This is a genomic window from Arsukibacterium sp., assembly GCF_036735525.1.
In the GTDB taxonomy this organism is placed as follows: Bacteria; Pseudomonadota; Gammaproteobacteria; order Enterobacterales; family Alteromonadaceae; genus Alishewanella.
Map to the genome: position 1 here is coordinate 1 of NZ_DAINOE010000009.1, position 24,848 is coordinate 24,848.

Consider the following 24,848-nt stretch of genomic DNA (forward strand, 5'->3'; position numbering starts at 1 on the left):
GTATCGCGGGTGCTGTCATCCCGTACTATGTATTTGTCTTTAGGCGAGCGGCCGGTAAAGATACCGGTATCCACTGATACAGCGCCAAGTTCAGTGACGATGCCTTTTTCATAACCCACTAAATCGCTGCGCGTTTCCTCAGCAAACAACAGATCATACGAAGGGTTATAAATTACTTCCGTGACATCTGTGATGCCGTATTGGCCCAGATCCAGATCGGACATGTTGTAGACTCCTAAGGGTACTGTAGGTAAGGGTGCAGTCTCTAGCGGACTTAATCATTATGTTGTCTTTGGCACAATGACGATTTTTTGTGCAAAAACGTCCAGGCATCATAGCGTTTTTTCAGCATAAAAGATAGTTGAGATTTTGCCTATCATCGCTATAAACCATGGCAGACGCGGCTTATAGCAAAGCTATGCAGAAAAAATGCGTAATTATGAGCCCAGGCTGCGGCGGGTGGCTTTAGCCTGAATTAACTCAGACCAGGGTAATTCCGCCTGACCAATCACCATAAAATCAGGGTTAGCCAGCGTTTCGCGCTGATTATAACTGAGCGGTGCAAACTGGCTGTCGAGAATTTTGCCACCCGCCTCCTCAACAATAATGTGCACAGCACCGGTATCCCATTCACCGGTAGGGCCTAAGCGCAAATAGCAATCGGCTTTACCTTCTGCCACCATACAGCTTTTAAGTGAACAGCTACCAAGGGCTATGTATTCTACCGGTTGGCTATGACTGAGCAGTTCAGAAATAGGTTGCAGGGGTTGCCGACGGCTGATGGCAATACGCAGTGTCTCGCCCTGCAGATGTTGATGCACCCGCATGCGGTTTATCAGATTTCGTTGCTGCTTAAAGGCACCATGGCCCCGGGTGGCGTAGTATAAAATATCTTCTTTCGGCCAATAAATGACGCCCAGCGCCGGCCAGCCATGCTCTACCAAGGCAATACTAACGGCAAAATCGCCACTGCGGGCAACAAATTCCTGGGTACCGTCCATCGGATCTATCAGCCAGTAACGTGGCCAATTGGCTCTTTGTGACAAGGGCACCAAGGTGCTTTCTTCAGAAATTATCGGGATATCCGGCGTTAACTCAGTCAGTCGGTGGATGATACTGCGATTGGCGGCAAGATCGGCCGAGGTAACAGGGCTATCATCTGACTTCTGTTCAGCCGCATAGTCGCCGCTTTGATACAGCTGCCATAAAATGTGGCCGGCCTCACGGGCACTGTGTTTAACTGGTTCAAGCAGGTTGCTCAAAAACATCCGGGTTGGCTTCCAAATATTGCTGCGCTAACAACAGGGCGGCAACGCTCCTGGCTTCGGTAAAATCGGCTTGTTGTAATAATTCAGTGGTTTGCTGGCGCGACCAGGTTACCACCTCAAGGGGCTCTGGCTCATCTCCGGTTAATCGCTCGGGGTATAAATCCAGCGCCAGCACTATATGCATTGTAGCATTAAAATAGCCGGGTGCTAACGCCAGCGACTTCAAGCTGACAAAACGCCGGGCACCATAGCCAATCTCTTCTTTTAATTCACGATTCGCTGCAGTGAGGATATCTTCACCCGGGTCAATTAAGCCCTTGGGAAAGCCTAACTGATAATCATGGGTACCGGCACTGTACTCTCGTACCAGATACATATGCTGTGGATCAGGTAAGGCAACAATCATTACCGCACCACGACCACTGCCACGCATCCGCTCATAGGTGCGCAGCTCGCCATTACTAAACTGTAATTCCAGTTGCTCAATTTTAAACAAACGGCTTTGTGCCACGATTTGCTGAGCCAGAATTTCCGGCTTTTGTTTATCACTTTGCCGCTGCGTCATACCCTGCTCTCTGTTAAGCTTAACTGATGGCTACTATAGAACGATTAACAGGAAAAACCTATGCTGCACTGGGCAGAAATTGACACTGTATTGCTGGACATGGATGGCACCTTGCTGGATTTGCATTTTGATAATTATTTCTGGCAACAGCATTTGCCCAAACGCTGGGCGGATATTTCCGGCATCTCCGAGCAGCAAGCCAGACAACAACTGATGGCCGAATATCAGCAACTGAATGGCAAGTTGCAGTGGTATTGTTTGGATTATTGGGGCGAGCGGCTGCAGCTGCCTATTACCGAGTTAAAACGCGAGGTGATGGATAAAATACGTATGCGTGATGATGTACCAGCCTTTTTAACCGCTTTAAAAAACAGCGGCCGCAATATAGTACTGGTCACCAATGCCCACCCCGATAGCTTATCGTTAAAACTGGAACGCACCGATTTAGCCAAATATATTTCTGAGCTGATCTCTACCCATGAATTTGGGGTCACTAAAGAAAGCTGGGCGCTATGGCAAAAACTGCAGTTAAGATTGGGTTTTGATAATAACCGGACCTTGTTTGTCGATGACAGCCTGCCGATTTTGCAGGCCGCCCGTGATTTTGGCATCCGCCATTTGCTGGCGATTGCCAACCCGGATAGCCAGTTACAAAGCCGTGACATCACCGAGTTTCCGGCCATTACCGACTATCAGGTGTTATTAGCAGATATTGTAAAGCCGCGTTAAAAACGAATGCGGTAACGCCCATTGGCATCCGGCTGGCCAACAAACTGCATAGCCTGATGCACCTCGGCCGGTAAATTAGCTGCCGGCTGTAAAGTGCCATCGACACTGAGCACTCCTGCAGTATTCACTGTCGCATCTATCGCCAGCCCCAGTGGGTTAGCCGGATCGGTTACCAGCAAGGGTTGTCCCTGCTGGCAACTTAAACGGGCATGGATCGCCTCTAATTGCAGCCAGGTACCGGTAGGCGGTTGCAGCTGTGCATTATTCCAGCTGGCCGCACCCTGTAACTCAGCACAGCCGTTATCTTGTTGCACAAAACGCTGGATATCCACCACCAGTTCGCCTGCAGCAGCCACCGGCAAGGGTAGCTGTAACAGCGGCACCAGGCTATTTACCGGCAGCCGCAACAGGCTATCTGTTAAAGTCACCCCTGACAAACCATAGCGGATATTAGCCTGAACATAAGGCAGGGCAGTTTGCTGTAAACTACCACTGTGCAATTGCAGCTTCAGCTGACCGCGCCACAAAGCCCAGCCGCTGAGCTGCCAGCGCACGCGCTCAAAACTCAGCTGCTGATAACGCAACTGGCTGATTTCACCCTGCCAGATGCTGCCTGTTACCGGCCCTAACTGCACAGCCGGCGGCAATTCCACCCAGCGCAACCAAAAACTGGCCGGCGCTAACAGCAGCATAAATACCAGGTAACTGACCAAGCCAATAAATATTAACTTCAACGATTTCAACATACTACTCAATTACCATCCGTCTGACCCGCACTATACCGCTTTTGTCGGTATTACTCAGATCCAGGTTAATCAGCTTAACGGCATTTTGATACTGCAGCTGATACAACCAGCTTAACAGTTGCTCAAAGGCTACATCATCCAGTACCAGCTGCAGCTGCTCGTTTTGCGGCTGCATGCGACTGACCCTGATACCATGACTACGGGCACTGTTACTGACGATTTGCGCCAGACTACCACCCACACGGGCGCTTCCGGCATTGGCCTGCTGGATTTGCGGAATAAGTTGCTGTAATTGCATTAACTGGCGCTGTGCTTGTTGCAGCGCCAGCTCATTGTTGGCGCGGCTTTGATGTAATGGTTGCCAAACCAGCCAATAAAACATGCCCAGCACTACCACAACCCCGGCCCACAACAATAAGCGTTGCTCACGGCTGGCCAGGCCATACCACCAGCTTAAAAATTGCTGTTTCATACTTTACTCCGCATAGTGACAGGCCCTTGTACTCTGGCACCATCATTACTTAATGCGCCCTGCTCTACGGTATAACCGGCTTGCTCTAAGGCAGTTTTTAACCGCTCAAAGCTTTGAAAACCCGCGGCATTGGCCTGAAAGCGCAGCTCAGCCCTGTTGTTTACCATGCCAAAGCGCAAATTATCCAGTCGCACATCCGGTATAGTACCCAACTGCTGCTGCAGTACCGCCAGCAGCGCCAAAAACTGTGGTTGCTCAGCGCCGCCGCCCTGCGCTTGTACTTTTAGCTGGATTTGCCGTGACAGATTCACCACTGATTCGTTTGGAAAGGCTTGCAGGTAGAGATCGCGACCTTGTTGTTGCAAGGCCGCCAGCTGCTGCCGCTGCTGCCAGACTTCGGCGCCAACATACAGCAAATAACACACCAGGCAACTTAGGGCTAAAGCGGCAGTACTGCGCCATTGCTGCCACAGTTTATTTTGTTGCCGCTTCGGCGCATAGCTTCCTTGCAGCAAGTTAAAATCAGTATGCGGTAATTGTGCGGCTAATAACGCCAGCGGTAACTCAGGTTCGGCTTGCTGGCATGGCTGCATAATGCTGTCGGGCCAGGGGCTGTAACTGGTTAGCTGTGGCAAGGCCGCCAGCGCCAGATATTCCGGCCACCAAGCTTCATCTACTGCAGTAGCTTGCCACTGGTCCAGCCGCAGTAACCATTGTTGTTGCAGTAAAATACAAGCTGGCACTGTAGCGGCGGGCAATAACAAGGCATCAGGCACTAGGCGCTGCACACTAAAGCCGGCTTGCTGCAACCACGCTAACCAGCTTTCCAGCCGCTGACGCTGGCACACGGCCACTTGCTGAAAATACTGACCGTCTTGTTGCTCTAACTGACCATAGGCCAAAAACAGCAAATCAATATCCTCAGCCTGCTCGTCTTCCAGCATATAGGGCAAGGCTTGTAGTAATTGCCGGTTGGGTTTTGCCGGCAACGCCACACGTTTTAAAGTCACATCAGAGGCCGGTACCAGGGCAATAACCGGCCGATTGCCCAGCCGCTCGGCCAATGCCGGCAAGTCGTCACTGTTATTAATATCGCCGCTGGCAATGATTTCCTGATTGTGGGCCGAGTACACCAGCCAGCTGATCGCTGATTGAGCCTGACTGCCCAAACGGATTATTATTTGTTCACTCACCCCTGGCCTCCAAATCGCCGGGCCAATACCCTGATCCGATTATCTTCTTCTCGTTTAAAAATCGACGTTAGCACGAAACCGGCATCCAGATAAGCGCCCGTTGCCTGCAGTTTAAAATAGGACGATTTTACCGTCAGCAAACTTTTTACGTCGTCTGTAATAGTGATATCAACCAGACTACTGCTGGCAAAAAACTCTTCTAAATTGGCAAAACCCTGTTCAGGCCGGCTGGCCACTATATCAGCAGCGGCATCGGCAGTCAGCTCTGGGATCAGTGCGGCTAATAATACGGCTGTTTGTTCATCCAAGGTGTTGACATTTAATTGCAGCTTATCCTGCTCCGGTATCACGCAGACATAGGGCACTAACAGTTGAAAATCTGCTACCGTTAACTGATAAATGACCCTTAGTTCAGACAATGATGCCATTAAGGTGTTAGCGCTGTAATAAGGAAACAGCAAGGACGCATAATCGTCCTGCTCAGCACTACCGGGGTGCTGTAGCAGGCTGTCTTCATCCAGCCAGTCAGCAATGCGCGCCGTCAGGTAATCAGGTGGCATACTTAACTCAGGTACAGCCAACTCTAATAATCTTTGAAAACTACGCTGTGCCACGCTTTGTTGCTGATTACCGCTAGTTTGTTCACCCGCCTGCTGCAAGGCATTCAGGTTAAAACACGCCTGTAAATCGCTAATATCGCCGGCAATAGTGCCATTGTCGACCGGAAAACTGGCACCTTGCTGCGCCCAGTCCTGCCCAAGATGCACTGTTTCTTCACCCGCTAAGGTACGGGACAGTAACACTCTGGCGAAGGCTTCGGCGCCCATTGCATACCAGAATGCCTGTTGTTGCTGTACCTGATTACTTTGGCGTTGTATTTGCAACTGCAAGCGACCACTCATATTAACGGCCAGCACCATCACAATCATCATCACAAATAACACGGTGATCAGCGCAGCACCTTTTTGCTTTTTTGCTGCACAGGCTATGCCTGACAACGGTTGTACCCTCGCCATTAACGACCTCCCGCAGCAGTTAATGCATCAGGTAATACAAAAATCCGCTCCAGCTCACCAAAGCTCTCATGCAACAACCGTACTTTAACCGCTTCCGGTAACAGGCTGTCTTGCCAGCGCTCTTGCCACTGGCCATCCTGCAAATAACTTATCTCAAATTCACTCAGTTGCTCTTGCAGCACCTGTACCAGCGGCTCACTGCCGGTTACTGCATCTACGTAAATTGTGTATAAACGTTGCAACTGCCCTTCTTGCAACCGGTAAGCCACTAATTGCAACTCACTGCGTGGTAACACCCAGCCGGGATTGCGCCACCCATCACGGCTAAAACTGATACCATGATCTTCTGAATTTAATAAAAAACGCTCACCCACTAAACGGTATTTTTGTGGGGCATCACCATCTATCCGCACGTGACGGGCGCTGATTTGCATTAGATCCCGTTCCAGCATCAGCATAGTGCGCTGCAATTGTTGCAAGTGCAGGCTGCGCTGCTGTGATAAGGCATCACTATTGGTGACACTCTGCAATAAACCCACTGACGCCATACCCACCATGGCAAAAATGGCGGTGGCGACCAGCATTTCTAAAAACGTATAACCGCTATGTTTAACCACTGGGCCGCCCCACAAAGGTCACCAGTTGATAGACCAGCACATCGGGCTGCTCAGCCAGGCGCACCTCTAACTGTAATTGGCGCAAATCGGCATCGGGCACGGTACTGGCTTTTAATTGCCACAACCAGTCACGGTTTGCCATGCTGACTTCACCTTGCTCAAGTTCACGTGGCGGCCATTGTTTACTGATCAGCGCCTGTTGCAATTGATTGTTGGCAATGATGGCGGCAATAGTTTGCTCTTCTAACTGGCTAATAGCTCTGATATGGCCACCACTGGCTTGCATAATAGCCACTCCTGCCGTGGCAAAAATGGCCAGTGCCAGCAAAATTTCCAGTAAGGTGAAACCGGCAGAATAAGCTAAACGCTGCTTCATTGGCGGTTGTCCGGCTCAAAACGGCTTAGCGGTATGGAGAAATCCGTGCCGACAATAATCTGTTGCGGCTCAAAACCCTCTTTATAAATAAAACTCAGACGAAACGGGCTGATTTCACCAGACGATAAAATAAACACCTGGGGCAAAGCCGGCACCTTGTCTTTATCATCCTGTTGCTGCGCATCATCATCTTCCAGCTGCCAGTCGAGCTGACTTAACAAGTTCAACTCTTCACCAGGCAACCCCTCCAGCTCCAGATGCAACACTATAGGTTCCGGTAACTGATGTGGACGCACTCCGTCTGGGTGCTCAGCCAGCTGCCATTTGTCGTCACGATAATACAAAAAACCATAACCATCGGCTTGCAGGTACAGGCCCCATTCCTGCTGTTGCAGCATGGCCGTTTCGGACACGTACTGAAACAGTTGCTGAAAACGATCAGCTTCTTTTTCCAGTTTTTGCTGTGGGGTATCAGCACCAAAGGTCAGCAACACCATAGTCGACAATAAGCCAATCATCAGAATGACCAGCATTATTTCCAGTAAGGTAAAGGCGGCCTGATGCCGGCAGCCTGGCACCCGACGTTGCATTAGCGGTTGCCCGCTTCCTTGTCTAAATCCCAGTTACCGATATCATCATCAGTACCCGCTACCCGATCCGGCCCTTTACTGTAAATATCAACACGGCCAAACTGGCCAGGACTGACCAGAATGTAATCTTCACCCCAGGGATCTTTTGGCAAGCGACGGATAAAACCACCATCAGGATAGACCCGTGGCACCGGCTGGCTGGCTGGGGCATTAACCAGTGCCTCTAAGCCTTGCTCAGTGGTCGGGTAAAAGCTGTTGCGCAAATAATACATATCCAATGCACTTTCCAGTTGCTGAATATCGACCTGCACTTTTTGCTTCGCGGCGGCTTCCTGATTACCCATCAGGTTTGGCACGACCATACTGGCAATGATACCGAGGATCACTATTACTACCATTACTTCTAGCAGAGTAAAGCCCTGCTGCTGTTGTCTGTTCATCTTATCCCCCTACCATATTGTTAAGTTCCAGTATCGGCAACAAAATTGATAACACTATCAATAGCACTAATACTGCTAAAATGATGACAATAGCCGGCTTAAAAATTTCCATGGAAACCGTTATCGTCGTTTCAAATTCTTTATCGAGTGAATTCGCTGCCCGCTCCAGCATGGCGTCCAGTTGCCCGCTTTTTTCACCGCTGGCAATCATATGCAGCATCATTGGCGGGAACAATTTGGTTTGCTCCAGTGCATTGCGCAATGAGGTCCCTTCACGCACCCTGGCCGAGGCATCTGCAACCGCGACTTTCATATGGCTATTACCCAGCACTTCGCCACTGATGCGCATCCCTTCTAATAAAGGCACGCCACTGGCATTCATAATCGCCAGTGTTCTGGCAAAACGTGCAGTATTGACCCCTTTACTGATACGGCCGATCACTGGCAGCTGCAGCAACTTTTTATCATAGGCCAGACGCCGTTGCGGGTTTTGCAGCAACTTTTGCACGACAACCAGCAGCAACATAATCAGCAACACTAACATCAAGCCATAACGTTGGATAAAGTCGCTACTGGCAATAATGGCCAGGGTTAAAAAGGGTAATTGCTGCCCCATGTGAATAAATTGCTCGGTAATTTTCGGTACCACAAAGGCCAGCAAAATAGCCACTACTGCCAGGGCGATCACCAGCATCACCACAGGATAAATAGACGCCATCATGATCTGGTTACGCATATGCTGCCGCTGTTCTGTGTAATCTGCCAGCCGGTTTAATACCGAATCCAGATGACCAGATTTCTCACCTGCCGCCACCATAGATCGGAACAAATGATCAAACACATGCGGAAACTCGGCCAGGCCCTCTGCCAGACTGTAGCCTTCGACCACTTTAGAGCGCACTGCCATCATCATATTTTGCAGCCGCGGTTTTTCACACTGCTCGGCCACCGCCAGTAAAGCACTTTCAATCGGCAGTGCCGCTTCAACCAGGGTCGCCAGCTGCCGGGTGATCAACGCCAGTTCACCCGCAGAAATAGAACGGTTAAACCACTGCTTGCCGGACGCCAACAGTTTTTCCTGCTGTGAGGCTAAATCGACACTCAATGGGGTCAGTTTTTGCTCGCGCAATATCTGCCGGGCATGGCGGGCATTGTCTGCTTCCAGCACGCCCTTATTCTTTTTGCCTCTGCTATCCAGAGCCTGATATTCAAAGGCGGCCATTACAGATCCTCGCGGGTCACCCGCAGTACTTCTTCCAGGGTAGTGGCACCGGTTAATACTTTGCTAAAGCCATCCGCCCGGATGCTGGGGCTAAAGGCGCGCACGTATTTCTCGATAGCCTGCTCACCTTTGCCGTTGTGAATCATCTCACGCACCTGATCATCCACCAGCAACAGCTCATGAATACCGGTACGGCCACGATAGCCAGTCATATTACACTGCTCACAGCCGACAGCCCGGTAAATCACTTGACCATCCTTTTTGCTGATGCCCAGTAAATGCCGTTCTTCTTTATCCGGCTCGTGCGCTTCTTTACAGTGCGGACACAAGGTACGTACCAAGCGTTGCGCCAACACGCCCAGCAAGCTGGATGAGAGTAAAAAGGCTTCAACACCCATGTCTTCTAAGCGCGTTATTGCGCCAGAAGCGGTATTGGTGTGCAGCGTAGATAACACTAAGTGGCCGGTCAAACTGGCTTGTACGGCAATCTGTGCTGTTTCCAGATCACGGATTTCACCCACCATCACTACATCAGGGTCTTGCCGTAATATCGCCCTTAAACCACGGGCAAAGGTCATATTAACCTTGGTATTCACCTGGGTCTGGCCTATGCCTTCCAGCTCATACTCGATTGGGTCTTCTACCGTTAATATATTGCGATCTTTGGTATTTATTTCGGTCAGGCCAGCATACAAGGTAGTACTTTTACCCGAGCCAGTCGGGCCTGTTACCAGAATAATACCGTGCGGTTTTAAAATCAGTTTCGAAAAGGCCTGTTGCACGCCTAAGGTCATGCCCAAATCGGCCAGGTTCAGGTGTGAATTGTTTTTATCCAGTAAGCGCAGCACCACCCGCTCGCCATGGCTGGATGGCATGGTCGATACCCGCACATCCACCGCCCGGCCGGCAATCCGCAAACTGATGCGGCCATCTTGCGGCACCCGTTTTTCAGCAATGTCCATTTTAGACATCACTTTAATACGGGATACCAGTAAACTGGATAAGCGCCGGTTGGGCCTGAGCACTTCACGCAACAAACCGTCCACCCGAAAACGGATAATTAATGCTTTTTCGAAGGTTTCAATATGGATATCGGAAGCGCCGAGCTTAATGGCTTCGCCCAACATGGCATTAATCAGCTTGATAATGGGCGCATCGTCTTCGTTTTCCAGCAGATCTTCAGTCTCCTGAATATCTTCCGCTAAAGACGCCAGGTTCACCTCATTACCAATGTCTTCCATCAGTTGCTGGGCTTCACTGGAGTCACGCTGATAAGACGCCTCAAGTAAGGTTTCAAACTCCTGCGCATTCAACTTACGGATGCTAAAAGGCTCAGCCAGTAAGCGCCGCACTTCTAACACCGACTGCGGCATAGTGGCTGGTTGCACATACAATAACCAGCCATCGCTTTGCTGCTGCAGCATCACGCCATGCCGTTTGGCAAAACCGAATGGCAGCCGGATACGGGCACTGACCGGCCGGATCTCTTGTTCGCTGCTCAGCTCTGACATCAGTCTTGCTTCCCTTTGTTGCTTGGCTCATCTTGCTGCATAAACTGTTCAAAGGTTGGCGGCAATATCAGGCTGTCATCCCACTCAGGTAATACGGCCTGACGGCTCAGTGGCATTAAGCGGATACCTTCTTCATCACGCTTAATTTGCTCAGCGCGGATATAGTTGTATTTTTGCATACTAATGCCGTTAATGGCCGAGCCATCACGCACTATGGTGGCTTTAATAAAGACCATCAGGTTACGCTTGCGCTTAGTGACGCTGGTCGATTTAAACAGATGGCCCAACACCGGTATGTCACCGAGCAGCGGCACTTTAGACTCACTTTCCTGAATATCTTCATCAATTAAGCCACCCAGTACTATGGTCGCGCCGTCGTCAGCCATAACAGTGGTTTTAATTTCACGCTTATTAATGGTGATATCCACCGCTGTGGCGCCACCAATACTGGAGACTTCCTGCTCTATCACCAATTGCACCGCATTGCCTTCATTAATTTGCGGCGTCACTTTTAATTTAATGCCCACTTCCTGGCGCTGCACCTGCTGGAACGGATTAGTATTATTAGAGCCGGTAGTAGAGCCGGTAATCACCGGTACTTCCTGACCGACCAGGAAAAAGGCTTCCTGGTTATCCATAGTGGTAATGTGCGGTGTGGCTAACACGTTTGAATTACTGCTAGTACGTGCGGCCTGCAAGATAGCAGCCCAATCACCGCGTACAAATCCTAACATAGCGCCGTTTAAACCACTTAGTGCAGTCGCCAGCCCAGAGTAATCACGGTTAGAATCTGGTGTGCGGGTAGTGGTTGAGCCCCCACTGGGGTTAGCCACCGTTTGCTCAGTGCCTTTGGTAATTTGTGATGCCTGCACCGCACCAGCGGCAACATTAATGATTGGTATGGTATTACCACCGGTAAAGTTAGTGCCGCCGGCATTGGCATTAATCCACTGCACGCCAAAGTCGGTGCCATCGCCTTCAAATACTTCGACAATAATAGCCTCTACCAATACCTGGGCGCGGCGAATGTCCAGTTGGCGCACCACATCTTCCAGTGAGCGCATCATATCCGGCTGCGCAGTAATCACCAGCGAGTTACTATCGGCATGGGCTTCAATGCTGATGGCCCGGCTGCCCGGTGCCCGACGCGCACCCTGAGCACCCGCCGCCTGGCCACCTTGAACTTCTGCCACTATCGACTCACTAACCCCTTTTAATACCGGCACCAGCTCATCAGCCTTGGCATATTTCAGGTAAAACACCCGGGTGTTGCCACTACTTTGCAGCTCTGCATCCAACCGTTTGGCCAGTTCTATCACGCGTTGCCGCGCTTGCAGCTCACCACTGACAATGACGCTGTTGGTGCGTTCATCGGCAACAATTTTCGGCACCAGAAAATCCGGTTGCTCTGCGCGGCCCTGACCTCGGTAGATATTTTCCAGAATACGCACTATTTCACCGGCAGAGGCAAAATTTAACTTCAAAATTTCCAGCTCCTGGTCGCCGGCTTTATCTACGCGCTGAATAATGTCGACCAGGCGGTTTACCACGGCAGCCGGTCCGGTCATCATAATAACGTTGGACGGGTCATAGTTCACCACATGGCCGCCGCCCGCCTGATTACTGAATTGACGCAATAACGGCGCCAGCTCACGCACCGACACGTTGCGCACCTGAACTACCCGGGTCACCATTTCATCGCCAACACCAGGGGCATCATCACCTACTACTGGGATGTTAGAGGTTTTGGCATCCTTGTTACGCACCACCTTGAGGATACCGCTTTCCATTTCCACCACAGCAAAGCTATAGACTTCCAGTACGTTTAAAAAGAACTGGTAGTACTGCTCTTCGTTAAGCATTTCATAGCTACGCACATTAATGCGACCGCGCACCTGAGGATCAACAATAATGGTTTTCTTCAGGTTCATGCCGACAATATTAATAAACTCATTAATATCGGTGCCTTTAAAATTAGGCGAATATTGCACCTCGCTATCGGCGACTACCGCAAAACTCAATAAAGCAGCAGCCAATAAGCTGGCAAGGGTGTGGCGCTTAGTGCGCAAGATATGGCGTAACATCATACGAATTAACCAATTAATTATTGTTATTTACTGCGACAGACTAAACAGAATATCTCTGACTTCGCCATCCCGTTCTACTTTAATTGACGCCTCGCTGGCATCCCGTAGTGCACTAATCACATTCATTGCTTGTTGCATATCATTCAGCGCAATACCGTTAATTTCTACCGCCAGATCATTTTGCTGCAACCCCAGGCGATTAAACAACGCCGGATCGCGTCCCGGCATCAGCCGGTAACCAACCAACTGGCCATTGCGATGTTGAGGTGAGACTCTGACATAGTCAAAAAATTTCATTGGCTCAGCCATAATTTCTTCACGGCTGACTTGTAAATCGACATCATCACTGACGTCCATGGGTTCTGGCGACTGAATTAACTGGCCCTGCTCCGGTTGCATGTCCTGCATACTATTGTCATCAATATTATCTTCGCGGCCTAAACCGGCATTGGCCTGGGCAATACGAGTAAACTCTACGCCATCCAGCATCAGCGTTTCAAAACGACCGGCAACTTGCAGCAACACCCGATCTTCCATGACTTGCTTTAAAATAGCATTAGTACCTTCAATGGTATCATCCACAGCATAAGTCGCTTCGGTACCGCGGTTTTCAATAATGGCACTGCCTCGTTGTGGCTCTGCCAATACCGCAACAACTCCGGTGAGTTTAACATTAAGGTTGGTCTTTGGGGCATCAGCCACTACCGCAACCACAGCTTTTGCTACAGGTTCGGCTTGTGGTTTGCCAAATAAGGCAAAGCTTTGTAACGAGGCCAGATCAACGCGGCCGGGTGAGCTCTGTTGCTGACCGGAATGACTAACAATAGGGCTCAGCACATTGGCGGTAGGTTGCGGCCATAACTGCCAGCTTAAACGGGCCAGAATATACGCCAGCAGCAGTACCAGTCCCAGTTGTAAAAACGGCCGGATACGCTGCAGCGGCAGGCGCTGCAGTTGTTGCATTAAAACTGGCATCGATGCAGATAAATTCATTACAGTTTGTCTTACAGCAAATCGAGCCTCATCTTACTCAGTTGTCGCGCCAGCAACAAGACCCTGAGACTGTTTTTACAAAATGCTAACCTTAAAAAACTGTATTAGTGTAAGTAAAAACACACTTTTGGCACTATAATGCTTATCCCTCGCTTATAACATGGAGCCAGTATGTCAGAAGCCAAAACAGCGCCGACGGCAATCCGCTTGGATAAATGGCTTTGGGGTTGTCGTTTTTATAAAACCCGGGGCCTGGCCAAAGAGATGGTGGAAGGCGGCAAGGTGCAATACAACGGCCAGCGATGCAAGCCCAGCCGCCAGGTAGAAATTGGCGCTACAATAAAACTTACTCAGGGTGTTGATGATAAGATAGTGCAAGTGCTGGGTTTAACCGAAAAGCGTCTGGCCGCCCCCTTGGCACAACAGCTGTATCTGGAAACCGAAGACAGTATAAAGCAACGGCAACTGCGCGCAGAACTGCGCAAGACCAATAGTTTATTTGCACCGCACCCAGACAGCAAACCCGACAAAAAAGAGCGGCGACAGCTGCTGTTACTTAAATCTAAGCAGTAAGAGAAGAACATGACTTCAGATACATTATTACGCTTTATTTTTTCTGATAAGCAGGTACGCGGCCAGTGGTTACACCTGTCTGACAGCCTGCAGCAGATGCTGCAAAACCATGATTATCCATTGGCGGTAAAACAACTGCTGGCCGAATTAGTGGTGGCAACCAGCCTGCTCACCGCTACCTTAAAATTTGAAGGCGAAATCGCTGTTCAGTTGCAAGGCGATGGACCTGTGCGCTTTGCTGCGGTCAATGGCAACCATAAACAACAGTTTCGTGGCGTAGTCCGACTGCAATCCGAGTTACAGGGTGACAGCTTCCGGCAGTTAATTGGCGAGGGCTATTTACTGGTGACGATTAGCCCCGAGCAAGGCGAGCGTTATCAGGGCATCATTCCACTGGCCGGCGACAGCCTGACCGAGACACTGGAAGCCTATTTTACACAATCAGAGCAATTACCCACCCGGCTGTATTTACACACAGATGTGCAAGACAACACCATTGCCGGCGGTATGTTATTGCAAGTATTACCGGTAGATCCGGCCAAAGCCAAGCTGGATTTTGATGACTTGGTGGTGCTAACCAACACACTGACTAAAGACGAGCTACTGCAGCTGCCTGCTGAGCAGTTGCTATATCGTTTGTACCATGAACAACAAGTGGAAGTGTTTCCGACTCAGCCGGTCAGTTTTTTTTGCGGCTGCTCCTGGCAAAAATGTGAAAATGCCATTGTCAGCTTGGGCAAAGAAGTGATCTCAGAGCATATCGATAGCGGCCAGCTCGACATTACTTGTGAGTACTGCAATAAGGTGTATCAGTTTAACGCCGATGATTTAACACAAATAGTCGCTCGGCTTTAATCTAATGGTTCTTAGGGCGCGAAGCTATAGTTGAGCGCTGGCATGATGTAATGCCTCTGCAAGAAAAAACGCCCTGCATTAGCAGGGCGTTTTGTTATTTAAGCTGCAGATTAATGCAGGTTAAGTATTACTTAGCCATAAAACGGCGACGTAATAACACCAGAGGTAATAACAACAGGCCAAGCAAGCCAGTACTACCACCGCTTGATGGGGCGTCGACGATGATGGTCACCGCTTGTGTCGCTTGTAGACCAGCACTGTCACGTGCGGTTACGATCACGTTATGTGCACGGCCATCGCCACGTGTTGCAGTCCGGGTCATCACAATGTTATTACCATTGATGGCAAACAGCGTGTTGTTAGTGCTAACGCTGCTTAACGTAGCATTAGCTTCGTTAATTTCAACGTTAACAGAACCCACTACTGTTCCCGCAACTGTACCCGCAGCAACTCTGTTAACAACTACAACGGTCAGAGTAGGAGTCTCATCAGCAACATTATTAACCTTCACTACCACTTGCTGTGGAGCCGACATATTGCCAGACGCATCCAACGCGGCGACTTCCATCCGGACTTCGGTCATACCAGCTTCATAGTCCAGTGCAGCTGAGTTAGCCACTACCACTGAGCCATCAGTATTTAATACTATGGCGCCAGACGTGCTGGCCAGGGTAACAAACTCTGTAATCACCGTACGGAAATCAGCGGTGGCAGACAGCTGGCCAATGACAGTACCATTAGCGGTGTTTTCATTCACACTCAGCATCTGACCTGCAGCTACTACCGGCTGTGCCATAGGTGCAGCCAGGTTGGCTATTGCTACTGCTTCAGCCTGACCAGACATCATTACAAAGCTGCGAGTATCAGCCGTGTCACGAACCACATATGCCGATTGACCTGGCGCCAATACCTCTACGCTAGTATCTTCTTCATCTGCAGTAGTGCTATTAATGCCGGTTGTTGGCATGCCCATAGGCTCACTGGACAAACTGATCTCCGGTGAGAAATCAATTGTCAACGGAGTGGTCACTTGATCAGCAATAAAGCTGGCGGTTAACGAGAAGCTATCAGAGCTGGTACGGAAACGGGCGTTAATGGTGCGACCAATGTCTGCTGCTGTTAAGCCAACGCTATTAAAGCATGACTCCAACGTAACTTGCTTACCGCCAGCATAATGATAGACGTCACCCAAGGCACCCGATGTTGTACCGAAAATAGTATTGAATGACACCATGACACCCGGGAAAGCAGCATAAGTTGGGCCCAAGCGTGTAACTAATAACGTATTCATAGTGAAATTATATACGCCATCATTATTGATATCTAAATCTACTGAATAGTTACCTTGTAACAAGTGGTTGAGACCGCCTTCCAGGTGGAAAGTTGGGTATAACGCATAACCTGCCGCACACCATGGTGCTTCTGCGATATCCATTGTTACTGCACGAATATCATGCATAGGTTCCAATGCCGGGTTAACCGGAGAAGCTGCGACTAATGCAGAAGCAAACGGCTCCACATCAATCACACCCGTGTTGGTCAGTTTAGTGACAACTTGGTTATTCACCATCTCACCACTCAGCCCCAACTTACCGGCCGCTTTAGGAATAAAATGGTAAACCAGGTGTAAGTCATGATTAGACGCAGTGCTGGTATCATTGAAGATTAACGCACCGTCAAACTCAGACATATCCATTTGTGCGGCCGCCATTAACGGTGACCAGGTTACGCCATTTGACAGGTTGAACTCAGGCAACTTGGCCGGATCAACAGTAACAGTGACATTAAAGTTGATTGTCTGACCAGGCTGAACTGTCACTGTAGCAGGATGCTGCCAGGTTAAGGCACCAGTGGCGGTTTTATCAGCAAAGCGATCAGCAATTCTCAGGTTATACGTCTTGGCGGCATTGCTGAAGTTTTTCAGCGTCACTGTCTTAGTCATGCTGCTGGTTTCTGACAGGGTTTGCAAACCAAAAGACAACGCGGCTTGACGAGTATCGTGTTCAGCACTGTAAACCCATGCTGCAACCGGGCTGTTAACCGCTTTTTCTACATCAACTAAACCCGCACCGATCATGCTAATGGGTGCCAGTGCAGTATCAGGATTAATAGCTATAGGTTCACGATAAACGGTCATATTTGCCGTATTCATCATGGTCGCTTTTACTTCAAACGCATTACGATCAGGTAAGGCACCACGCACCAGTGCAGCAGCACCAGCGGTAATTGGGCCTGAGAAAGAAGTACCATTTACAGGCGCTTTATTAGTGCCTGTGCCAACACGAGCAACCTGAATAGACACGCCTGGTGCAGTAATTTCAGGTTTTAATAACCCACTCATTGATGGACCACGTGAAGTAAAGTTCGCAACCGCGCCCGCGCCCGATTTTGCTGCGGATACGATGTCATAGCTGACAACCTCATCATCCAGCAACATAGCACGAATAGCATCCCCGACTTCTTTAGTGATCATAACGGATGGGATAGTGACCCCAGTACCATCGCCACCAGCCACTATTGGCGCTTCACCTGGGTTGATGTTAGCAATAATAACGAAGGCTGCACCACGCGCCTGGGCGACTAACACTTTTTGTGAAAACGCACAGACACCGCGTGATACTAATACCGCTTTACCTGTTAAATCGACATCTTCTGGCAACGCTGCACAAGCTGTGTAGTCGCCCGGTATCAGTACCAGTGGTGTATCGGCCGAATTAAAAGCAAAATTGAACGATGGGTTAAAGGCCGCGGCGACCATTGCCACTGTTTCACCTTCAATTTCAGCACTGTCAAACATGCCTACTTCAACAGTAGGGTGGGTCATCGCACCTACAGATAACGCATTAGGTGTTGTACTAGGCCCACCAACACGGAACGGCACATTACCGTCGTTACCTGCAGAAATCACCATATTGACACCCAACTCAGCAGCGCGCTGAATTAAAAATTGGGTACCTGATTGCGTTTGCGTTGAACCAAACTGGCCACCTAACGACATATTAACAATATCAACCCGATCAGCTAAATTGCCATCGCCATTAGGGTCCATTGACGCCTCTAATGCACGGACCTGAGCCAATCCGGGGCATGTATTAGTACATACCTGGTAGGCGTAAAACGATACATCCGGTGCTATGCCTGAAACTGAATGCGCAACAGAAGTACCATGACCAGCACCAGCAAGGCGGATATCATCAAGAGGGTTAGGATCGTTTCTTAAGAAATCATAACCACCTATAACCTGCCCCACTGGCCAGGCAGGCGCATTAACTTGATCACTTAAAGCGGCATTATATGCTTCAACGGTACCTGGGCCACCCAATATACCATGGGTATAATCAATACCTGAGTCTAATATGGCAACACGTACGCCTTCACCAGTCGCTTTACCAGATTGTACAGTGTCAACTGCTCTGATATAAGCCGCACTGTCTGCAACATGTAATTCGCTGTCATACAGTGGCATTATTGCAGCAACCAAAGGATTATTTTGTAATGCGTGTAAAGCCTCAGGTGAGGCATTTACGACTAAGCCAGCGGCAAGATTCTTAGTCGTGGTTAGAATTTCTGCATCGGCATCTAATAATTGAAGTGCAGCAGTTACTTGTAACTGAGCTTCTTCAGCCTGCAGTACATTTTGCTGCGCCAATTGTTGGTCAAAGCCAGTGGCTAACAACGCAGCACCGGCAGAGGGGGCGTGTAGCAGCACAAACCATGCGCCTGGAGCTTGTTCCTGTTGATCAACACTGACAGTAACATTGCCAAGCACTTCGTGCACGCTTTGGCCAAAGCCAGCGCGATATTGTTCAAAACTGGCATGTGCAGTGCCAGAGATAGCAAGGCTGACTGCCGTTGCCAATAGGGCTTTTTTCATGTTCACCAAGGTAATACTCCTTTACACAACTTTATTGTTTTAAATTTTTCAGCTATTAAGCTACCCGCAAAAGTAGCCTTTGCTTTTGTATTGCTCCCGACACACTGGCCTAGCAAAAATGAGAATGCAATTTATGCTTAGCAGGTGGAGATGCGAATTTTTTAGATATAAATGCAATAAAAAGCATTGCAGCGATGTAACATCGCCTTACCTATGGTTTATCATAAAACAGGGCGTATGTAACATTGATTTTTATCATATTAATACATTTAATTTGTCAGCAATAAGATAAATTGTCTTAGCTTGTTTACAGCCATTTAAGAATACGCTGTTATCTCAACCCTTTTTATAACTTTTTCAGGGGTAAATATACCCTTACCACTAAGCCCCCGTATGCATGATTATGCATGGCTACTTCACCACCGTGCATGTCAGTAATTTTTTTAATAATAGCCAAGCCAAGCCCTGAACCGCCGCTGCCCCGCGCTGCATCTCCTTGAGTGAAGGGTGCGAACATCTGTTTCATCTGGTGTTCAGGAATGCCGGGGCCGTGATCACGTATTTGTATATATATGCGTTTTGCTGCGCGTTCAAAACCACTATTAATTTCTATCTCACCAGTACTGTAGCGCAGTGCATTCTCAAGCAAGTTATTCAGCAAGCGTTTGATAGCAATTTTTCGAGCAGGAAATAACGGGATGTCGGTCGCTAACCCGGTCAGTATAGTGCGCTGCTGCACCTGCTCTGCTTGCACTAACTCGGTAATCAGTTCATTAATACTAATATTCTGCAGTGTTTCTTGCTTATGATGGCGCAGATAATCGATAAACTGGTCAATAATAGCGTTCATATCTTCAATGTCGTTGATAATTCCTTCGCGTATCCAGTTATCGGGTTCATTCATCATTTCTGATGCCAGGCGAATGCGGGTCAGTGGTGTGCGCAAATCATGCGACACTCCAGCCATTAACAGCGCCCTGTCTTGCTCCAGCTGTTTTATGCCCTCGGCCATATAATTAAATGCCTTGGTCACGGCAATTATTTCAGTGGCGCCTTTATCTTCAGCCAACGGTGGAGGAATTTCACCGCGGCCTACTTGCAAAGCCGCCTGCTGCAAGCTTTTCAATGGCCGGTTTAAATGCCGGGCCGACAACCAACCGCCGCCGACACTGAGCACGCCAATCATCAGTAAATAAAAACTGAGCAGCGGAAAATTGGTTTCATCCAAGCCAGCTAGGGGCACCCTTATCCACAACTCCGGCGCTTGCGGTGGCCGCACCCAAAACACAAAATGCTCCGTTTGTGCTATGCGTACTTCCGCCGGACCTCCTAACTCCAATGACATCTGCTCTGAAAAAAAACCATAATAACTGGCATTAGCCAATCCCATCTCCAGTGCTTGCTGCTCTGAGTAAACCTCTATGCCTGTGATTACTGTAAACCGCTCTTTAAGAGCCGGCGTTAACAAGGGCTCAGACGTAGACTCGTCCAGAAACAGTAACTTCACCTGCTTGGCAATTAAATGGTTAATCTGCTGGGTACTGGGCTTAATGACATAGAATGCCACTGAAAAATACGATACCAGCTGATTGATCAGTAACAAAAAGCCGATTAAAAAAACAGTTTGACCAAAAGCGCTGCGCGGAAGTAATGACATTAGTTGAGTTTACCGTCAGGTACAAACACATAGCCTAAACCCCATACGGTTTGGATGTAACGTGGATTCGCTGCATCATCTTCCAGCATGCGTCTAAGCCGCGATACTTGTACATCAATGCTACGCTCCATTGCCGAATAATCACGGCCCCGCGCCTGATTCATCAGCTTATCGCGTGACAAAGGCTCGCGAGGGTGAGACACCAGCACCTTTAATACGGCATATTCACCACTGGTCAGGGGCAAGGATTGATCCCCTTTAAACATTTCCCTGGTGGCCAGGTTAAATGTAAAAGGGCCAAAAGCGATTACTTCTTCTTGCTGACTGGGCGCACCCGGCAATGCCTTACTTTTACGGCGTAAAATGGCGCGAATGCGCGCCAGTAGTTCACGGGGGTTAAAAGGTTTAGGCAGATAGTCATCGGCGCCCATCTCCAAGCCAATGATCCTGTCTACTTCATCCCCCTTGGCGGTAAGCATAATAATGGGAATATCGTTTTCCTGTTGGCGCAATTTTCGGCAAATTGACAAGCCATCTTCACCGGGAAGCATTAAATCCAGCACCAGCAAATGAAAGTTTTCCCGCTCCATTAAGCGTTGCATTTGTTCATAATTGGCGACACTACGAACTATGTAGCCCTGCTCAATCAGGTAACGTTCTAACAAAGAACGCAAGCGCATATCATCATCTACCACAAGCACCTTGGTTGTTTCTGTTGCCACCATGCCCGACCCCTCATAACTTTTTTAGCCACTATAAACTAAAAAGCCGCCGTTGCATCGGCAAGGCGGCTTTAAACAATGTTACAAAGTTTTTCAATCTTCAGGTGACTCTACCGGCGTAATACGCTTTTGTGGCGGATTAACCCAGTAAATTTTGGCAGCAGCCATGCTATTGCGGGCCGATGCCTCGACCTTACTGACATACTCACGGTCCAGCTCATACTGTTGATGCACTGAGTTTTGCGATAAGGTGCTGCAAGCCGTTAATCCTGTCACGCAGGCTAATACTATAACAATACGCATAAGTTTCATAAACAGACCTCCTGTTTCAGTTATGCTTGTTAAGTATAGCTGCTGTTGGCTTTTAGGTGTAATTTACAGCAAGCAGCCACCAGGTTTTAAGCCCACTTGGGGTTTGCACGCTAATTTCGTCATCCACCTGTTTTTTTAACAAGGCGCGGGCCATCGGCGAGTCAATCGAAATATAATCATTGCGGCCATAAATTTCATCCGGGCCAACAATGCGAAACTTCAGGCTAGCGCCCTCGTCATCTTCAATTTGCACCCAGGCACCAAAAAACACCCTACCCTCCTGCTGTGGCGAGTAATCAACAATCTTCAGCACTTCTAAACGCTTGCGTAAAAAACGGATTTTAGAATCAATTTGCCGCAATAACCTTTTGTTTTCTTTGTAGTCTGCGTTTTCAGAGCGATCCCCAAGGCTGGCCGCCCATGCGACTTTCTGGGTGATTTCTGGCCGGTACTCGCGCCATAAATAATTCAGCTCATTACTGAGTTTTTCAAAACCCTCGCGGGTAATGAGATTTGTTCTCACGATATCAGCCCCTGTATAGCGTCTGGCACGCTTTGATTTGCCCCTAATAGCCGATCCGTATTGGATTTTTTACCGCTAACGGGTGACAATAGCCCCCAGTTTTTTGCTATTGCCGTAACCGGGATAAGCTACCAGTGCGACCCGGCGCCAGGATCCAGATTTATGTCTTTGATTGTTAAACAAATCGCCATTGAAATTTCTGCAAAAGCCGAGCAGGTACAAGCCGCCATCAGCCTTTTGGATGACGGGGCTACCGTACCTTTTATTGCCCGTTACCGTAAAGAAGTCACCGGCGGACTGGATGATACCCAGTTACGGCTGCTGGAACAACGGCTGACCTATCTACGGGAACTGGAAGACCGTCGTCAGGTCATTTTAAAAACCATTGCCGAGCAGGGCAAATTAACCGATGCATTAGCACACGATATCCAGCAAGCTGACAGCAAAACCCGACTGGAAGATTTATACCTGCCTTATAAAGCCAAGCGCCGCACTAAAGGCCAGATGGCCATTGAAGCCGGCTTACTGCCTTTAGCAGAAGCATTGCTGGGGGATGCTAACCTGAACCCGGAGCATCAGGCTGCCACTTATATAAATGCCGACGCCGGTTATGTTGATAGCAAGGCGGTGTTAGATGGCGCTAAGTACGTTTTAATGGAGCGTTTTGCAGAAAACGCCGACTTACTGGCGAAATTACGTCGTCAGCTGGCACAGCATGCGGTGCTAAAGAGTACTGTGGTTGCCGGTAAAGAGCAGGAAGGGGCTAAATTCCGCGATTACTTTGCCCATACCGAAAGCTGGAAATCCACCCCATCTCACCGTGCGTTGGCGATGTTTCGTGGCCGCAACGAGGGGGTACTGCAACTGCAACTGGTACCCGATGCCAACGAGGATACGGCCCACAGCCTCTGTGAGCAAATGGTTGCCAGCCATTTTAATATTCATGACCATGGTCGCGCCGCCGACAGCTTTTTACGCACTGTGGTGCAATGGGCATGGAAAGTGAAACTACACTTAAGCCTGGAAAACGATTTGCTCAGTGAACTACGTGAGAAAGCTGAAGCGGAAGCGATAAAAGTATTTGCCCGCAATATGCAGGACTTACTGATGGCTGCGCCGGCTGGCATGCGTCCGACCCTGGCACTGGATCCGGGTCTGCGCACCGGGGTTAAAGTCACCGCGCTGGATGAAACCGGCAAACTGCTAAACCACACTACTATTTTCCCGCATGCGCCACAAAACCATTGGGATAAATCAGTACGGGTGCTGGCAGCACTTTGCCAGCAATATAAAATTGAATTGATTGCCGTGGGTAATGGCACGGCCTCGCGTGAAACCGATAAGCTGGCTGCTGAAGTCATTAAAAGCTTACCGGCACTGCGGATCAGCAAGGTCATGGTATCTGAAGCCGGCGCCTCGGTTTACTCCGCCTCTGAACTGGCGGCATTAGAATTTCCGCAGTTAGACGTATCACTGCGTGGTGCGGTATCGATAGGCCGCCGCTTACAAGATCCGCTGGCGGAGCTGGTGAAAATTGAGCCTAAGGCTATCGGTGTCGGCCAGTATCAGCATGATGTAAACCAAAGCTTGTTAACCAAATCCCTGGATGCGGTAGTGGAAGACTGTGTAAACGCTGTGGGGGTCGATTTAAATACCGCCTCGGTACCCTTACTGGCCAGAGTGGCCGGGTTAAATAAGGCTTTGGCGCAAAATATCGTGCAGTACCGTGACAGCCATGGCCGCTTTAACGAGCGCAAAGAACTGCTAAAAGTGCCAAGGCTGGGCCCTAAGGCTTACGAGCAAGCAGCCGGTTTTTTACGCATAAACAATGGCGCCAACCCGCTGGATGCATCAGGTGTGCACCCCGAAGCGTACCCACTGGTTGAAAAACTGCTGGCCGCACATCAGAAGAGCGTGCAGCAGATTATTGGCAATAGCAGCTTTTTACACAGCGTGGATCCAGCCAGCCTGATTGACGAGCATTTTGGCCTATTAACCATCGCTGACATCTTAAAAGAGCTGGATAAACCGGGGCGCGATCCACGTCCGGAGTTTAAAATGGCCAGCTTTAAAGAAGGTGTAGAAACCTTAAAAGATTTAACCGTTGGTATGTTGCTCGAGGGTGTAGTGACCAATGTCACTAACTTTGGCGCCTTTGTTGATGTGGGTGTGCATCAAGATGGTCTGGTACATATTTCCTCGCTAACCGATGCCTTTGTCAGCGATCCGCATCAGGTGGTCAAAGCCGGTGATGTGGTCAAGGTAAAAGTATTAGAAGTAGATGCAGAGCGTAAGCGCATTGCACTGACCATGCGTCTGGATGAACAACCCCAGCAAAGCCAGTTGCGTCAGGGCACTACAGCCCCAGCCAACGCCAAGGCAGGCAATGCTAAAGGTCAGTCTCAGCCCCAGCGCCCGGCAAAAGCCCCTAAAGCTGAGCCAGCCAATGCTGCCATGGGTAATGCCTTTGCTGAGGCACTGGCGAAAATGAAAAAGTAATTCAGAAG

The 24,848-nt window shown here is 49.3% G+C and carries 24 protein-coding genes; 4 read left to right on the forward strand and 20 right to left on the reverse strand.

What is annotated here, in order from left to right; genetic code table 11:
* The 3 genes from V7D78_RS03010 to nudE form a co-directional block, all read right to left on the reverse strand.
* Nucleotides 1–224: phosphoenolpyruvate carboxykinase (ATP) (locus V7D78_RS03010; RefSeq protein ID WP_333606949.1), on the reverse strand; the 224-nt coding region annotated here is incomplete at its 3' end.
* Between the two features lie 213 nt (nt 225–437).
* Nucleotides 438–1,268, reverse strand: coding sequence for a 3'(2'),5'-bisphosphate nucleotidase CysQ (gene cysQ / locus V7D78_RS03015; protein WP_333606950.1), 831 nt, complete (start codon nt 1,266–1,268; stop codon nt 438–440).
* The gene (nudE, locus tag V7D78_RS03020) at nt 1,246–1,833 is read right to left on the reverse strand and encodes an ADP compounds hydrolase NudE (protein WP_333606951.1); all 588 of its coding nucleotides are present in this window, start codon (nt 1,831–1,833) and stop codon (nt 1,246–1,248) included. The genes cysQ and nudE overlap by 23 nt, the downstream gene beginning before the upstream one ends.
* Before the next feature lie 60 nt (nt 1,834–1,893).
* Between nudE and yrfG the strand changes: the two genes are divergently transcribed.
* Nucleotides 1,894–2,562: a GMP/IMP nucleotidase gene (gene yrfG, locus V7D78_RS03025; RefSeq protein ID WP_333606952.1), complete on the forward strand. Its 669-nt coding sequence runs from the start codon at nt 1,894–1,896 to the stop codon at nt 2,560–2,562.
* Here yrfG and V7D78_RS03030 read toward each other — a convergent pair.
* Genes V7D78_RS03030 through gspC form a run of 12 tightly spaced genes read right to left on the reverse strand, consistent with a single transcriptional unit; the run spans nt 2,559 to nt 13,825 of the window.
* Nucleotides 2,559–3,308: a type II secretion system protein N gene (locus tag V7D78_RS03030; protein ID WP_333607006.1), complete on the reverse strand. Its 750-nt coding sequence runs from the start codon at nt 3,306–3,308 to the stop codon at nt 2,559–2,561. The two genes, yrfG and V7D78_RS03030, sit on opposite strands and share 4 nt — an antisense overlap.
* Nucleotide 3,309: 1 nt before the next feature.
* Nucleotides 3,310–3,780 (reverse strand): type II secretion system protein M, encoded by a 471-nt coding sequence (locus V7D78_RS03035; RefSeq protein WP_333606953.1) that lies wholly within the window; start codon nt 3,778–3,780, stop codon nt 3,310–3,312.
* Nucleotides 3,777–4,973 carry a type II secretion system protein GspL gene (gene gspL / locus V7D78_RS03040; RefSeq protein WP_333606954.1) on the reverse strand — a complete coding sequence of 399 codons (1,197 nt, stop codon included), beginning with the start codon at nt 4,971–4,973 and terminating at the stop codon, nt 3,777–3,779. The genes V7D78_RS03035 and gspL overlap by 4 nt, the downstream gene beginning before the upstream one ends.
* Nucleotides 4,970–5,989, reverse strand: a complete 1,020-nt coding sequence (gene gspK / locus V7D78_RS03045; RefSeq protein ID WP_333606955.1) for a type II secretion system minor pseudopilin GspK — start codon at nt 5,987–5,989, stop codon at nt 4,970–4,972. The genes gspL and gspK overlap by 4 nt, the downstream gene beginning before the upstream one ends.
* Complete coding sequence (gspJ, locus tag V7D78_RS03050; RefSeq protein WP_333606956.1) at nt 5,989–6,606, reverse strand: type II secretion system minor pseudopilin GspJ; 618 nt, start codon at nt 6,604–6,606, stop codon at nt 5,989–5,991. The genes gspK and gspJ overlap by 1 nt, the downstream gene beginning before the upstream one ends.
* Entirely contained in the window at nt 6,599–6,982 is a 384-nt protein-coding gene (gene gspI / locus V7D78_RS03055; RefSeq protein WP_333606957.1) for a type II secretion system minor pseudopilin GspI, read from the reverse strand. The genes gspJ and gspI overlap by 8 nt, the downstream gene beginning before the upstream one ends.
* Complete coding sequence (gene gspH / locus V7D78_RS03060; RefSeq protein ID WP_333606958.1) at nt 6,979–7,572, reverse strand: type II secretion system minor pseudopilin GspH; 594 nt, start codon at nt 7,570–7,572, stop codon at nt 6,979–6,981. The genes gspI and gspH overlap by 4 nt, the downstream gene beginning before the upstream one ends.
* Nucleotides 7,572–8,012 carry a type II secretion system major pseudopilin GspG gene (gene gspG / locus V7D78_RS03065; protein WP_333606959.1) on the reverse strand — a complete coding sequence of 147 codons (441 nt, stop codon included), beginning with the start codon at nt 8,010–8,012 and terminating at the stop codon, nt 7,572–7,574. Before gspG ends, gspH begins: the two co-directional genes overlap by 1 nt.
* Nucleotide 8,013: 1 nt before the next feature.
* Entirely contained in the window at nt 8,014–9,234 is a 1,221-nt protein-coding gene (gspF, locus tag V7D78_RS03070; protein WP_333606960.1) for a type II secretion system inner membrane protein GspF, read from the reverse strand.
* Nucleotides 9,234–10,745, reverse strand: coding sequence for a type II secretion system ATPase GspE (gspE, locus tag V7D78_RS03075; RefSeq protein ID WP_333606961.1), 1,512 nt, complete (start codon nt 10,743–10,745; stop codon nt 9,234–9,236). Before gspE ends, gspF begins: the two co-directional genes overlap by 1 nt.
* Nucleotides 10,745–12,832: a type II secretion system secretin GspD gene (gene gspD, locus V7D78_RS03080; RefSeq protein WP_333606962.1), complete on the reverse strand. Its 2,088-nt coding sequence runs from the start codon at nt 12,830–12,832 to the stop codon at nt 10,745–10,747. The genes gspE and gspD overlap by 1 nt, the downstream gene beginning before the upstream one ends.
* 27 nt (nt 12,833–12,859) lie before the next feature.
* Entirely contained in the window at nt 12,860–13,825 is a 966-nt protein-coding gene (gspC, locus tag V7D78_RS03085; RefSeq protein ID WP_333606963.1) for a type II secretion system protein GspC, read from the reverse strand.
* Between the two features lie 171 nt (nt 13,826–13,996).
* On the opposite strand from gspC, the gene hslR reads away from it, so the two are divergent.
* Both hslR and hslO read left to right on the forward strand, forming a co-directional pair.
* Nucleotides 13,997–14,398, forward strand: coding sequence for a ribosome-associated heat shock protein Hsp15 (gene hslR, locus V7D78_RS03090; RefSeq protein WP_333606964.1), 402 nt, complete (start codon nt 13,997–13,999; stop codon nt 14,396–14,398).
* Between the two features lie 9 nt (nt 14,399–14,407).
* Nucleotides 14,408–15,253 carry an Hsp33 family molecular chaperone HslO gene (gene hslO, locus V7D78_RS03095; protein ID WP_333606965.1) on the forward strand — a complete coding sequence of 282 codons (846 nt, stop codon included), beginning with the start codon at nt 14,408–14,410 and terminating at the stop codon, nt 15,251–15,253.
* Between the two features lie 127 nt (nt 15,254–15,380).
* Here hslO and V7D78_RS03100 read toward each other — a convergent pair whose 3' ends face one another.
* The 5 genes from V7D78_RS03100 to greB form a co-directional block, all read right to left on the reverse strand.
* Nucleotides 15,381–19,127, reverse strand: coding sequence for a S8 family serine peptidase (locus V7D78_RS03100; protein ID WP_333607007.1), 3,747 nt, complete (start codon nt 19,125–19,127; stop codon nt 15,381–15,383).
* Between the two features lie 346 nt (nt 19,128–19,473).
* Nucleotides 19,474–20,784 carry a two-component system sensor histidine kinase EnvZ gene (gene envZ / locus V7D78_RS03105; protein WP_333606966.1) on the reverse strand — a complete coding sequence of 437 codons (1,311 nt, stop codon included), beginning with the start codon at nt 20,782–20,784 and terminating at the stop codon, nt 19,474–19,476.
* A complete protein-coding gene (ompR, locus tag V7D78_RS03110; RefSeq protein ID WP_333606967.1) occupies nt 20,784–21,509 on the reverse strand; it encodes an osmolarity response regulator transcription factor OmpR in 726 nt (241 codons plus the stop codon). The genes envZ and ompR overlap by 1 nt, the downstream gene beginning before the upstream one ends.
* Nucleotides 21,510–21,599: 90 nt before the next feature.
* On the reverse strand, nt 21,600–21,818 hold the full coding sequence (locus tag V7D78_RS03115; protein WP_333606968.1) for a hypothetical protein: 219 nt from the start codon (nt 21,816–21,818) through the stop codon (nt 21,600–21,602).
* A 52-nt stretch (nt 21,819–21,870) separates the two neighbouring features.
* The gene (greB, locus tag V7D78_RS03120; protein ID WP_333606969.1) at nt 21,871–22,341 is read right to left on the reverse strand and encodes a transcription elongation factor GreB; all 471 of its coding nucleotides are present in this window, start codon (nt 22,339–22,341) and stop codon (nt 21,871–21,873) included.
* A gap of 162 nt (nt 22,342–22,503) precedes the next feature.
* On the opposite strand from greB, the gene V7D78_RS03125 reads away from it, so the two are divergent.
* The gene (locus tag V7D78_RS03125; protein WP_333606970.1) at nt 22,504–24,840 is read left to right on the forward strand and encodes a Tex family protein; all 2,337 of its coding nucleotides are present in this window, start codon (nt 22,504–22,506) and stop codon (nt 24,838–24,840) included.
* Nucleotides 24,841–24,848 lie beyond the last annotated feature (8 nt).